11 protein-coding genes and 2 tRNA genes are annotated in these 12222 nt (G+C 66.8%); 7 read left to right on the forward strand and 6 right to left on the reverse strand.

The features are described from left to right. The first annotated feature begins 177 nt into the window (after window positions 1-177). From CON77_RS11030 to ligA, 4 genes are all read left to right on the forward strand, one after another. On the forward strand, window positions 178-510 hold the full coding sequence (locus CON77_RS11030) for a YbaB/EbfC family nucleoid-associated protein (protein WP_101049195.1): 333 nt from the start codon (window positions 178-180) through the stop codon (window positions 508-510). 2 nt (window positions 511-512) lie between these two features. After that, window positions 513-1112 carry a recombination mediator RecR gene (gene recR, locus CON77_RS11035; protein WP_101049196.1) on the forward strand — a complete coding sequence of 200 codons (600 nt, stop codon included), beginning with the start codon at window positions 513-515 and terminating at the stop codon, window positions 1110-1112. Window positions 1113-1250: 138 nt separating this feature from the next. Then, window positions 1251-2273 carry an ABC transporter substrate-binding protein gene (locus CON77_RS11040; RefSeq protein WP_101049197.1) on the forward strand — a complete coding sequence of 341 codons (1023 nt, stop codon included), beginning with the start codon at window positions 1251-1253 and terminating at the stop codon, window positions 2271-2273. A gap of 22 nt (window positions 2274-2295) precedes the next feature. Then, complete coding sequence (gene ligA / locus CON77_RS11045) at window positions 2296-4467, forward strand: NAD-dependent DNA ligase LigA (RefSeq protein WP_101049198.1); 2172 nt, start codon at window positions 2296-2298, stop codon at window positions 4465-4467. 6 nt (window positions 4468-4473) lie between these two features. On the opposite strand, the gene CON77_RS11050 is transcribed toward ligA, so the two are convergent. From CON77_RS11050 to CON77_RS11075, 6 genes are all read right to left on the reverse strand, one after another. Next, window positions 4474-4857 carry a hypothetical protein gene (locus tag CON77_RS11050; RefSeq protein ID WP_232788502.1) on the reverse strand — a complete coding sequence of 128 codons (384 nt, stop codon included), beginning with the start codon at window positions 4855-4857 and terminating at the stop codon, window positions 4474-4476. A gap of 83 nt (window positions 4858-4940) precedes the next feature. Then, entirely contained in the window at window positions 4941-7613 is a 2673-nt protein-coding gene (locus tag CON77_RS11055; protein WP_101049199.1) for a [protein-PII] uridylyltransferase, read from the reverse strand. A gap of 43 nt (window positions 7614-7656) precedes the next feature. After that, a complete protein-coding gene (map, locus tag CON77_RS11060) occupies window positions 7657-8472 on the reverse strand; it encodes a type I methionyl aminopeptidase (protein WP_101049200.1) in 816 nt (271 codons plus the stop codon). A 22-nt stretch (window positions 8473-8494) separates the two neighbouring features. Further along, window positions 8495-8571, reverse strand: a tRNA-Arg gene (locus CON77_RS11065). A 16-nt stretch (window positions 8572-8587) separates the two neighbouring features. Then, window positions 8588-8664: transfer RNA gene (locus CON77_RS11070), tRNA-Pro, on the reverse strand. A 54-nt stretch (window positions 8665-8718) separates the two neighbouring features. Continuing rightward, window positions 8719-9423, reverse strand: a complete 705-nt coding sequence (locus CON77_RS11075) for a glutathione binding-like protein (RefSeq protein ID WP_101049201.1) — start codon at window positions 9421-9423, stop codon at window positions 8719-8721. Between the two features lie 181 nt (window positions 9424-9604). On the opposite strand from CON77_RS11075, the gene rimP reads away from it, so the two are divergent. From rimP to CON77_RS11090, 3 genes are all read left to right on the forward strand, one after another. After that, entirely contained in the window at window positions 9605-10189 is a 585-nt protein-coding gene (rimP, locus tag CON77_RS11080) for a ribosome maturation factor RimP (protein ID WP_101049204.1), read from the forward strand. Between the two features lie 37 nt (window positions 10190-10226). Next, a complete protein-coding gene (nusA, locus tag CON77_RS11085; RefSeq protein WP_101049202.1) occupies window positions 10227-11723 on the forward strand; it encodes a transcription termination factor NusA in 1497 nt (498 codons plus the stop codon). 29 nt (window positions 11724-11752) lie between these two features. Beyond that, window positions 11753-12222, forward strand: a 470-nt coding sequence (locus tag CON77_RS11090) for a translation initiation factor IF-2 associated domain-containing protein (RefSeq protein ID WP_198552346.1), incomplete at its 3' end; no start/stop codon positions are given.

The raw sequence follows: 12222 nt of genomic DNA on the forward strand, positions 1-12222 counted from the left end.
GGTGGACGACGCCCCGGCCAAACGCCTGGCCGCCGCAGCCGCCGCGCGCCTGCGCGAGGCCGAGGCGCTGCTGCGGCAAGACCCCTTCGTCCAAACCATGCTGCGCGACTTTGGCGGCAAAATCGTGCCCGGCAGCATTCAAGCCCTCTGATTTCACTTTTCACCACAAGGAACTTCATGTTTAACAAAGGACAACTCGCCGGCCTCATGAAACAGGCCCAGGCCATGCAGGACAACCTCAAGAAGGCCCAGGACGAACTGGCGCACATCGAGGTCACGGGCGAGTCGGGGGCCGGTCTGGTCCAGGTCGTGATGACCTGCAAGCACGACGTCAAGCGCGTCACCATCGATCCCAGCCTGCTGGCCGACGACAAGGACATGCTGGAGGACCTGGTGGCCGCCGCCTTCAACGCCGCCGTGCGCAAGGCCGAAGAAACCAGCCAGGAAAAAATGGGCAAGATCACCGCCGGCATGCCCGGTCTGCCGGGTGGCATGAAGTTCCCGTTCTGACGGTGGCCGCCGCCCAGACGCTCGACACCCTGGTGCAGGCGCTGCAGTGCCTGCCCGGGGTCGGTGTCAAGTCGGCGTCGCGCATGGCGTTTCACCTGCTGCAACAGGACCGCGACGGTGCCTTGCGCCTGGCCCAGGCCTTGCAGACGGCCATCGCTGCCTTGCGCCACTGCGCCTTGTGCCACACCTTCACCGAAGACGAGGTCTGTGCCACCTGCCGCGACCCGCAGCGCGACCACGGCCTGCTGTGCGTGCTGGAAACCCCGGCCGACCAGGCCGCCATGGAGCGCACCGGCGCCTACCGCGGTTTGTATTACGTGCTCATGGGGCGGTTGAGCCCGCTCGATGGCATCGGCCCGCAGGACATTGGCGTGCGCCAGTTGGTCGAACGCCTGCAGCACGGCGAGGACCGGCCCGTGCGCGAAGTCATCCTGGCCACCAACTTCACCGCCGAGGGGGAAACCACGGCTCACGTCATTGGCCACATCGTCAAGAGCCTGAGGCTCCAGGTTACCCGCCTGGCCCGGGGCGTGCCCATCGGCAGCGAACTGGAATACGTGGACCTGGGCACCATCGCCCACGCCTTGGCCGACCGCCGTTGAATCATTTTCATCAGGGTTGACCCGATTGGGACTTTCCCGCTTCGGGCAGGTCCCGATGCTGCACAGCAGCAAACCCGATATGCTCAAAATCACAGCGTCGTCAGAGCGCGGTGTTGAACACGATCGGGGGTGGTATCCATGCAACGGCGACATGTGTTGGCGGGTCTGGGCAGCGTCTGGGCCTGGGGGCCCGCAGGACTGGCGGCACCGGCCCGTTTGCGTCCGGTGACCGTGGTGGCGCAGGCCCTCGACCAGATCAAGCAATTGCCTCTGGTGCTGGCGCAGCGCCTGGGGTTTTTCGCGGCCGAGGGGCTGGACGTGAACTTTCAGGCGGTGCCGGCGTCGGTCCGCACGCTCGACGCCCTGGCCGACCTGCCGGCCCAGGTGTTTGCCGGCACCTTCGAACGCACCCTGTACCTCCAGGCGCGGGGGCGCTCGCACCAGGCTTTTGTGCTGGTGTCGCGCTCACCGCAGGTGGTGCTGGGCACCTCCACGCGCCTGCTGCCCCCCGACGCCGACCTGGCCGACCTGGCCGGCAGCAGCATCGGGGTCTACGCCTCTGGCTCCATGGGGCACCGGGTGGCGCAATGGGTGCTGCTGCGCGCCGGCCTGCGTGCCAGCGACGTCCATTTCGTCGAAATCCCCGACCCGCAGCAGGCGCTGGAGGCTTTCGAGCGCGGCGCCATCGACGCGGTCAGCTACACCGATCCGCTCATCACCCGGCTGGAACAACGCGGGGTGATCCGGGTGGTGTCCGACACCCGCAGCCTGCGCGACTGCGACCAGGTTTTTGGCGGCCCCGTCGCCTGCACCTGTTTGAGTGCTTCGCCGTCCTTCATCGAGCGCGAGCCGGAACTGGTCCAGGGGCTGACCAACGCGGTGGTGCGGGCACTCAAATGGCTGCACACGGCCGGGCCGTCGGACCTGGTGCGCTTCACTCCGGACGCGTTGATGCAAGGCGAGCGGGCGGTGTTTCTCAGCGCCTTCAGCCGGTCGCGCGAAACGCTGGCGGCCGATGGCACCTTTGCCGCGCAGGCCCCGCGCAACGTGATGCGGGCGCTGGAGCGTTTGCGGCTGCCCATCGCCCTCGAAGGGGTGGACCCGGAGGCCGTGTACACCAACCGTTTTGCCCAGCGCGCCAAGGTACAGTTCAGGGTCTGAAACTGCCTCACCCCCTGTACGAATGAACGCCCTGTTCGACGACGCCGGCGACGACCGGACGCGTTGGGAACGGTTGTGCCAACAACTGCACCACCACGCACATTGCTACTACGTGCTGGACGCGCCGGAGATTCCCGACGCCGAGTACGACCGCCTGTTCCAGGCGCTCCAGGCGCTGGAAGCCACCCACCCCGATTGGGTCACACCCGATTCGCCCACCCAGCGTGTGGGGGGGCGCGTGCTCGACGGCTTCGGCACCGTGCGCCACCGCGTGCCCATGCTCAGCATCCGCACCGAAACCGATACCGAGGCCAGCGGCGCACAGGCCTTTGACGAACGCGTGCGCAAGGAACTGGAGCTCACCCCCAGCGACCCGCCCGTGGGCTATGTGGCCGAGCCCAAGTTCGACGGACTGGCCATGAGCCTGCGCTACGAAGCCGGCGTTCTGGTGCAGGCCGCCACCCGGGGCGATGGCGAACTGGGCGAGGACGTGAGCGCCAACATCCGCACCATCGGCCAGGTGCCGCTGCGGCTGCCGTCCGACCGCCGTCCGGTGCCGCCGGTGCTCGAAGTGCGCGGCGAGGTTTACATGCGCCGTGACGACTTCGAAGCCCTCAACGAACGCCAGCGCCAGCGCATCGCCGCCGGTGCCAAGGGCGAAAAAACCTTCGTCAACCCGCGCAACGCCGCGGCCGGGGCCGTGCGCCAGCTCGACTCGGCCATCGCCGCCGAACGCCCCCTGAGCTTTTTCGCCTACGGGCTGGGTGAAGTCAGCCCGCCGGCGGACGGCGGCCCCACTTTCGCCACCCACCACGAATCCCTGATGGCCTTGCGCGACTGGGGCTTTCCGGTGTCCAGCGAGGTGGCCCTGTGCCAGGGGGTGGACGAACTGATCGCCTACCACCGACGCCTGGGTGCCGAGCGCGACCGACTGCCGTTCGACATCGACGGCGTGGTCTACAAGGTGGACCGGCTGGACTGGCAGCGCGCGCTCGGCTTCGTCACCCGCGAGCCGCGCTGGGCCGTGGCCCACAAGTACCCGGCCCAGGAGCAGATGACCACGGTGCTGGCCATCGACGTGCAGGTGGGCCGTACCGGCAAGCTGACGCCCGTGGCCAAGCTGGCCCCGGTCTTCGTCGGTGGGGTCACCGTGACCAACGCCACCCTGCACAACGAGGACGAGGTCTTGCGCAAAGACGTGCGGGTCGGCGACACGGTCATCGTGCGCCGCGCCGGTGATGTGATCCCCGAGGTGGTGGCGGTTGTGCCGCCAGCGCCCGTGGCCGGGGACGCCCAACCCACGGCCGAAGGCCCGCAGGCCGACCTGTTTGCCGCGCCCGCGCGCGGCCCGCTGTTCGGCATGCCCAGCGCCTGCCCGGTGTGTGGCAGTGCGGTGGTGCGCGAAGCGGGCGAGGCCGATCACCGCTGCACCGGCGGCCTGTTCTGTTCCGCCCAGCGCAAGCAGGCCCTGCTGCACTACGCCCAGCGCCGTGCCATGGACATCGAAGGCTTGGGCGACAAACTGGTGGAGCAGATGGTCGATGGCGACATCGTCCGCGGGCTGCCCGACCTGTACCGACTCGGGCTCAGCGCCCTGGCCCGGCTCGACCGCATGGCCGACAAGTCTGCGGCCAACCTGCTGGCGGCGCTGGAGGCGTCCAAGCACACCACCTTGCCGCGCTTCCTGTTTGCACTGGGCATCCGCCACGTGGGCGAGGCCACGGCGCGCGAACTGGCCCGCCATTTCGGCGGTCTCGACAAACTCATGGACGCCACGCCCGAGCAGTTGCTGGAGGTTCGCGACATCGGGCCGGTGGTCGCCGACAGCGTGCACACCTTTTTCCAGCAGGCGCACAACCGCGAGGTGGTCGAGCAATTGCGCGCCTGTGGCGTGCATTGGGAGGAGGGCGCCGGCACCTCGGACGCCCCACAGGTGCTGGCCGGGCAGACCCTGGTGCTCACCGGCACCTTGCCCCACCTCTCGCGCGACCAGGCCAAGGCCCTGATCGAAGCCGCCGGGGGCAAGGTGAGCGGCTCGGTCAGCAAGAAAACCCACCACGTGGTGGCGGGGGCCGAGGCCGGCAGCAAGCTCGACAAGGCCCGCGAACTCGGGGTGTCGGTCATCGACGAGGCCGGTTTGCTGGCCTTGCTGTCGTCACCGCCGGCGGCGGACGGGGCCGACACACCGGGCTGAAGCGCCTCAGTCCTTGAAGTGGTAGTGGTCCCGGTTCAGCACGGCCGCCACGGCCGTGACGTCTTCCGGGAACATCTGGAAGTTCAGGGTGGCGTTGCACTGCTCCACCATGCCGCGCAGCAGCCCGGCGGTGTTGATGCGCCCCTGGGGTCGGTACATGGCCGCACCGTTCCCCCCCATTTTTTGGGTGTGACATTGCGTGCACTGGTGCTGGGCGATGAGTTGTTCGCCCAGTTTCAGGTCGGCCCCTTTGAAAATTCCCGCCCCCTGGGCGCGGGCCTGGCCAGCGCTGAACGCGGCCCCCAGGGCCATGGCGGTCAGACCGGCGGTCCACAACGCCGTCTGGCGTGGCCGGTTGGTGGCAGTGGTCTGGGGCGTGGTGCGGTGCATGGTGGGGCCTCCTGCTGGGGTGTGCACACCACTGTACCCCACCGGGCATCCTTTGGCACTCAGGGCCAGCCCCAGGGTGGGTGTCAGCGGTTGTCTTCCAGCACGTCCATCAGTTCGTTGGTCAGCAGGGCCTGCTCCCGGTGGATGTGCAGGTTGGGGCCGCAGATGAGGAAGGTGTCCTCCACCCGTTCGCCCAGGGTGCTGATCTTGGCCAATTGCAGGTTCACCTGGTGCCGCGCCAGCACCCGGGCAATGCAGTAGAGCAGGCCCAGGCGGTCGCTGGCCGACACACTCAACAGCCAGCGCTGTCCCTTGTCGTCGGGTTGCAACTCCACCCGTGGCACCACCGGAAAGCTTTTGACCCGGCGCGACAGGCGGCCGCGGCTCGGTGTGGGCAGGGGCCGGTCGGTGTTGAGGGCCTGGGGCAGTTCGCTCTCCACCATCGCGGTCAGTTCGCGGTAGTGCTCGGCCAGGGTGGTGGTGGCCACCTGGAAGGTGTCCAGCGCACAGCCGTCCAGGGTGGTGTGCACCTTGGCGTCCAGGATGGTGAAACCCGCTTCGTCAAAGTAGCCGCAGATGCGCGCAAACAGGTCGGCCAGGTCGCGGGTGTAGACCAGCACCTGCAAGCCTTCGCCCACGGGCGACAGGCGCGCCCGCACCACCGTCGTCGTGCTCGCATCGGCCGGGCGTTGCGCCAGCGCGCGCGAAATGTGGCGCGTGTGCCAGGCGATTTCGTCGGCCGGGTGGCGCATGAAATAGCTCACGTCCAGTTGGTCCCACAGGGCTTTGTGGGCCATGTGCGGCTGGGCGTGCAGGGCCAGGTTGGCCAGGGCTTCGCGCTTGCGTGCTTCCACCAGCGCGTGCGGGTCCGGCGTGCCCCCGCCCAGCGCCCGCAGGGTGTAGCGGAACAGGTCTTCCAGCAGCTTGCCTTTCCAGGCGTTCCACACCTTGGGGCTGGTGCCGCGGATGTCGGCCACGGTCAGCAAATACAGCGCGGTCAGGCGACGTTCGTTGCCCACGCGCTGGGCAAAGGCGGCGATCACGTCCGGGTCGCTCAGGTCTTCCTTCTGGGCGATGCGGCTCATGGTCAGGTGCTCGGCCACCAGAAAGCGGATCAGGTCGGCGTCGGCTTTGGCGATGCCATGCTGGCGGGCAAAGCTGCTCACTTCCTGCGCCCCGAGGTCGGAGTGATCGCCGCCCCGGCCCTTGGCGATGTCGTGGAACAGCGCGGCCGCGTACAGGATCCAGGGCTGGTCCCAGCCGGCGGCCAGCCGCGAGCAGAAGGGGTATTCGTGCGAGTGTTCGGGGATGAAGAAGCGGCGCACGTTGCGCAGCACCATCAGGATGTGCTGGTCCACCGTGTACACATGGAACAGGTCGTGCTGCATCTGCCCCACGGTGCCGCGGAACACCCACAGGTAACGCCCCAGCACCGAGGTTTCATTCATCAGGCGGAACGCGTGCGTGATGCCTTCGGGCTGCTGCAGGATCTGCAGGAAGGTGGCCCGGTTCACCGGGTCGCGGCGAAAAGCCGCGTTCATGAGCGCGCGCGCGTTGTACAGGGCTCGCAGCGTGCGCGCCGACAGGCCCTTCACGCCCAGCGTCGTCTGGTACAGCAGAAAGGTTTCCAAGATGGCGTGCGGCTGCTGCAGGTACAGGTGGTCGCTGGCCACCTCCAGCATGCCCCCCTTGTCAAAAAAGCGCGGGTTGATCGGGCGCAGCGGCACCGGTTCGCCGCCTTCGTCGCTGTCCAGCCGTTCCTGGATGTTGAGCATCAGGATCTGGTTGAGCTGGGTCACCGCCTTGGCCGCCCAATAGTAACGCCGCATCAGGGCCTCGCTGACGCGGCGCGCGCGGCGGGCGGTCACGTAGTGGCCGCTGGCGTCGATCTGTGCCTTGTAGCCGAACGCTTCGGCCAAGGGCGTCTGCATGTCGAAGATCAGGCGGTCTTCGCGGCGCTTGGCCAGCACGTGCAGCCGGGCCCGTATCAGGCTGAGCAGCGCCTCGTTGGCCTTGAGCTGGCGCGCCTCCAGCGGCGTGGCCAGGCCGCGGCGGGCCAGTTCATCCCAGGTGCGCCCCAGGCCCGCGGCCTTGGCCACCCACAGCAGCACCTGCAGGTCGCGCAGGCCGCCGGGGGACTCCTTGCAGTTCGGCTCCAGGGCGTAGGGCGTGTCCTCGAACTTCTGGTGGCGCTGCCGCATTTCCAGCCGCTTGGCGCTGAAAAAAGCTTGCGGGTCCAAGGCCTCGGCCAATTGCTCCACCAGCGCTTTGTAGGCCCGGGGCGGGCCGGCCAGCAGCCGGCTTTCCAGCAGCGAGGTCTGCACCGTCACATCGGCCTGCGCTTCGGCCACGCATTCGGCCAGGTTGCGCACGCTGGAGCCGATCTCGAGTCCCACGTCCCAACATTGGCCAATGAAGGTTTCCACCGCGGTTTTCAGGGTCGGGTCGGCGTCCAGCGGCGTGCCCTCGGGCACCAGCAGCAGCACGTCCACGTCGGAATAAGGGAACAACTCCCCCCGGCCGTAGCCGCCCACCGCCACCAGCGCGAAGGTGTCCGGCAAGTCCGCCTGCCGCCACAGCTGCTGCAGCACGCCATCGGTCAGACGCGCCAGCGCCTTCAGGCGTGCGTGGATCGCCCGGGGGCTGCCCTTGATCGCATCGATCTGCTGCAGGATGTCGGCCTTGCCCTGGCGGTAGGTCTGGCGCAGTTGGGGAACGGTGTCGCGCGGTGCGGGAGGCAGTGTCTCGGTCGTCATGGTGGGCAGGCAATCGACGGGGGCGCGGCGCCGGGGTGCTGTGTCAGGCCGGCAGGGCGGGCGCAACGAAGGCTGGCGGCGGCGGACTGCCGGCCGACAGGGTCATGATCTCGTAACCCGTCTCGGTGCACAGCACCGTGTGTTCCCATTGCGCCGACAGCGAGCGGTCCTTGGTCACGATGGTCCAGCCGTCGCCCATCTCGCGGATGTCGCGCTTGCCCTGGTTGATCATCGGTTCGATGGTGAACACCATGCCCGCCTTGATCTCCATGCCCGTGCCCGGCTTGCCGTAGTGCAGGATCTGCGGGTCCTCGTGGAATTTCTGGCCAATGCCGTGACCGCAGAACTCGCGCACCACGCTGTAACCGGCGGCTTCCGCGTGGCGTTGAATCACGTGCCCGATGTCGCCCAGGCGCACGCCGGGGCGCACGATCTCGATGCCCTTCCACATCGCCTCGTAGGTGATGGCCGACAACCGCTTGGCCGCCACCGACACCTCGCCCACATGGAACATGCGGCTGGTGTCGCCGTGCCAGCCGTTCTTGATCACGGTGATGTCGATGTTGAGCGTGTCGCCCTTCTTCAGCGGCTTGTCGTTCGGGATGCCGTGGCAGATGACGGCATTGACCGATGTGCAGATGCTCTTGGGGTAGGGGTTGTGGCCGCTGGGGTCGTAGTGCAGCGGGGCCGGGATGGCCTGCTGCACGTTGACGATGTAATCGTGCGCCAGCTGGTCCAATTCGTTGGTGGTGATGCCAGGGCGGACATAAGGGGTGAGGTGGTCCAGCACCTCGGCGGCCAATCGGCCCGCGAGGCGCATGCCTTCGATGCCTGCGGCATCCTTGAATGTGACGGTCATGGTGTTCCCGGCAACCTGTGTATGGCCTGCCCGGAGGGACTCGAACCCCCGACCTGCTGCTTAGAAGGCAGCTGCTCTATCCAGTTGAGCTACGGGCAGTAGGGGTGAAAAGAAATGGTCGGAGCGGCGGGATTCGAACTCGCGACCCTCTGCTCCCAAAGCAGATGCGCTACCAGGCTGCGCTACGCTCCGACGAAGCCGAGATTCTAGCGGGTTCTGGGTGGCGTTTGGGGCGGCCGCCCCACTTTATCTTCGGGCGTATTGTTGCGCGCCAAACAGGGCGGCCTTGGCGCGGTCGTCGGTGAGAGGTTTGCGCGCGTCGGCCAGCACCTGGACGGCGCGCTGCACCGCCGGACGGGCGCCGATGCGGTCGAACCAGGCTTTCAGGGCGGGGTAGTCGGCCCAGGCTATGCCCTGGTTCTGCCAACTGCGCAGCCAGGGGAAGACGGCGATGTCGGCCACGCTGTAGCTGCGCCCGCCGAGGTAGGGGCTGGCTTCCAAGCGCCGGTTCATGACGCCATACAGCCGCTGGGCTTCTTTGGTGTAGCGCTGAACGGCGTAGTCGATTTTTTCGGGGGCGTAGACGCGGAAGTGGTGGGCCTGGCCGAGCAGGGGCCCGACACCGCCCATCTGGAACATGAGCCATTGCAGCACTTCGAACTTCTGCCGGTCGGACTTGGGCAGGAATTTGCCGAATTTGGCCGCCAGGTAGAGCAGGATGGCGCCGGACTCGAACAGCGAGATGGGGCGGCCGTCGGGACCGTGGGGGTCGACCAGGGCCGGGATCTTGTTGTTGGGGCTGATGCGCAGGAAGTCCGCCTGGAACTGGTCGCCGGCCCCGATGTCGATGGGGTGCACCTGCCAGTCGCGCCCCAGGCGCTGGCCGCATTCTTCCAGCATGATGTGCACTTTGTGTCCGTTGGGGGTGGGCCAGGAGTAGACGTCGATCATGTTTGTGCGGCAATGGGCATGGAATGTTCTGCTTTTTGCAACGGCAGGTGTTAGAATAATAGCTTCACGACCAAATGGGCGGGTATTTACCGGCCCATTTTTTTTGGTCGATCGCAATTTGAATCGGGTGCGGCGGCGCGGGCTGCCGGCCCGGATGACGCAGGCAAAGAGCATTGAACGCATGAGTTGGCAGCAGACCCTGGAGCAGACCGTGACCGGTCTTGGTTACGATTTGGTGGACCTGGAACGGTCCGCCGGGGGGCTGTTGCGCATCACCATCGACTGGCCTTGGGATCCGGCCGCGCCGCAGGAGCGTTTTGTGACGGTGGAGGACTGCGAGACGGTCACCCGCCAGTTGCAGTACCTGCTGGAAGTCGAAAACGTCGATTACAAGCGCCTGGAGGTGGGCTCCCCCGGCATCGACCGGCCGCTGCGCCACGAGGTGGACTTCATCCGCTTCGCCGGCGAAGTGGTGGACATCAACCTGAAAGAGCCGATCGGCGAGGCCGCTGGCCCCGGCATGGCGGCCAACCGCAAAAAATTCCGCGGCACCCTGGAGCGGGCCGAGGACGGGGTGACCTGGCAGGTCGTCTGGTCCGACGAGCCCGAGCGCAAGCCGGGCCAGCGCGTGAGCAAGAAGGCCAAGCCGCTGCCCATGCGCGCGCTGGGCTTCACGCTGGACGAGGTCCGCGATGCCCGGTTGGCCCCGATCGTGAATTTCAAGGGACGCGACGCCGGCAAGGCCGCGCCCGACACACAAGATTGAACCCTCAAGCAGCAGATTGGAAAGGCAGGCGAGTGAAATGAATCGCGAAATGTTGATGTTGATCGATGCGATCTCGCGCGAGAAGAACGTGGAGCGCGACGTGGTGCTGGGCGCTGTGGAGTCCGCCCTGGCCTCGGCCACCAAGAAGCTGTTCAAGGGCGAGGTGGACATCCGTGTGTCCATCGATCCGGACAGCGGGGCCTACGAAACTTTCCGCCGCTGGCTGGTGGTGCCCGACGAGGCCGGTCTGCAGAACCCGGACGCCGAAGAGCTGTTCTCCGACGTGGCCGAGGACATGCCCGGCATCCAGGTCGGTGACTTCATTGAGAAGCAGATCGAGAGCGTGCCCATCGGCCGCATCGGCGCCATGGCCGCCAAGCAGGTGATCCTGCAGCGCATCCGCGACGCCGAGCGCGAGATGCTGCTGAACGACTTCATGAGCCGTGGCGAAAAAATCTTCGTCGGCACGGTCAAGCGCCTGGACAAGGGCGACGTGATCGTCGAGAGCGGCCGTGTGGAAGGCCGCCTCAAGCGCGGCGAGATGATCCCGAAGGAAAACTTCCGTTCGGGCGACCGCGTGCGGGCCCTGATCACCGAAGTGGACCTGACGCTGCGCGGTGCGCCCATCCTGCTGTCGCGTTCTTCGCCCGATTTCATGATCGAGTTGTTCCGCCAGGAAGTCCCCGAGATCGAGCAGGGCCTGCTGGAGATCAAGACCTGTGCCCGCGACCCGGGCAGCCGCGCCAAGATCGCCGTGCTGAGCCACGACAAGCGCATTGACCCGATCGGCACCTGCGTCGGCGTGCGCGGCTCGCGCGTCAACGGCGTGACCAACGAACTGGCCGGTGAGCGCGTGGACATCGTGCTGTGGTCGGAAGACCCGGCGCAGTTCGTCATCGGCGCGCTGGCGCCGGCCAACGTGGTTTCCATTGTGGTGGACGAGGAGCGCCACGCCATGGACGTGGTGGTGGACGAGGAAAATCTCGCTATCGCCATCGGCCGCGGCGGCCAGAACGTGCGCTTGGCGTCCGACCTGACCGGCTGGAAGATCAACATCATGACCGCCGACGAGTCGGCGCAGAAGCAGGCCGAAGAGGCCGACGGCATCCGCAAGCTGTTCATGGCCAAGCTGGACGTGGACCAGGAGATCGCCGACATCCTGATCGAGGAAGGCTTCACCAGCCTGGAAGAAGTGGCTTACGTGCCGCTGCAGGAAATGCTGGAGATCGAATCGTTCGACGAAGACACCGTCAGCGAACTGCGGGCCCGCGCCAAGGACGCCTTGCTGACGATGGAAATCGCCAAGGAAGAGAGTGTGGAAACGGCCTCGCAGGACTTGCGCGATCTGGACGGCCTGAACACCGACCTGATCGCCAAGCTGGCCGATGCCGGCGTGCACACCCTGGACGACCTGGCCGACCTGGCCACCGACGAATTGACCGACATCACCGGGCAGACGGCTGAAGAAGCGACGGCCCTGATCATGAAAGCGCGCGAGCACTGGTTCACCGGTGCGTCGGACGCCCAATCCTGATCGCGGAGGCCCAACGGAGAAAAACATCTATGTCAAGCAACACCGTCGCAGAATTCGCCGCTGAATTGAACAAACCCACCTCGCTGCTGCTGGAGCAACTGGCCAGCGCCGGGGTGCAGAAGCACACAGGCGTGGACCCGATTTCCGAGTCCGACAAGCACAAGCTGCTCAGCTACCTGCAGGCCAGCCACGGCACCAGCAGCGCCGAGCGCAAGAAGATCACGTTGACCAAGAAGTCCACGACCGAGATCAAGCAGGCCGATGCCACCGGCCGTGCCCGAACCATCCAGGTGGAAGTGCGCAAGAAGCGCACCTTCATCAAGCGCGACGACGAGCCGGCGCTGGGCGGTACCGACGAGGAAGAGGACGTTCAGCCCGCGGTGGACACCGCCGAACTGGCCCGCCGCGAAGAAGAGGCCCGCCACCAGGCGGAGCTGCTGCAGCGCCAGGAAGAGGAGCTGGCCCAGAAGCGCCGCGAACGCGAGGAGCAGGAAGCCCG

Source organism: Macromonas nakdongensis, assembly GCF_002837145.1.
Lineage (GTDB): Bacteria > Pseudomonadota > Gammaproteobacteria > Burkholderiales > Burkholderiaceae_C > Macromonas_B > Macromonas_B nakdongensis.

Bases quoted from the DNA above. Each gene is read 5' to 3' on its own strand.
- rimP (WP_101049204.1), top strand. From the start codon at position 9,605: ATGAGTTGGCAGCAGACCCTGGAGCAGACCGTGACCGGTCTTGGTTAC.
- CON77_RS11050 (WP_232788502.1), bottom strand. From the start codon at position 4,857: ATGCACCGCACCACGCCCCAGACCACTGCCACCAACCGGCCACGCCAG.
- nusA (WP_101049202.1), top strand. From the start codon at position 10,227: ATGAATCGCGAAATGTTGATGTTGATCGATGCGATCTCGCGCGAGAAG.
- CON77_RS11055 (WP_101049199.1), bottom strand. From the start codon at position 7,613: ATGACGACCGAGACACTGCCTCCCGCACCGCGCGACACCGTTCCCCAA.
- ligA (WP_101049198.1), top strand. From the start codon at position 2,296: ATGAACGCCCTGTTCGACGACGCCGGCGACGACCGGACGCGTTGGGAA.
- CON77_RS11075 (WP_101049201.1), bottom strand. From the start codon at position 9,423: ATGATCGACGTCTACTCCTGGCCCACCCCCAACGGACACAAAGTGCAC.
- map (WP_101049200.1), bottom strand. From the start codon at position 8,472: ATGACCGTCACATTCAAGGATGCCGCAGGCATCGAAGGCATGCGCCTC.
- CON77_RS11040 (WP_101049197.1), top strand. From the start codon at position 1,251: ATGCAACGGCGACATGTGTTGGCGGGTCTGGGCAGCGTCTGGGCCTGG.
- CON77_RS11030 (WP_101049195.1), top strand. From the start codon at position 178: ATGTTTAACAAAGGACAACTCGCCGGCCTCATGAAACAGGCCCAGGCC.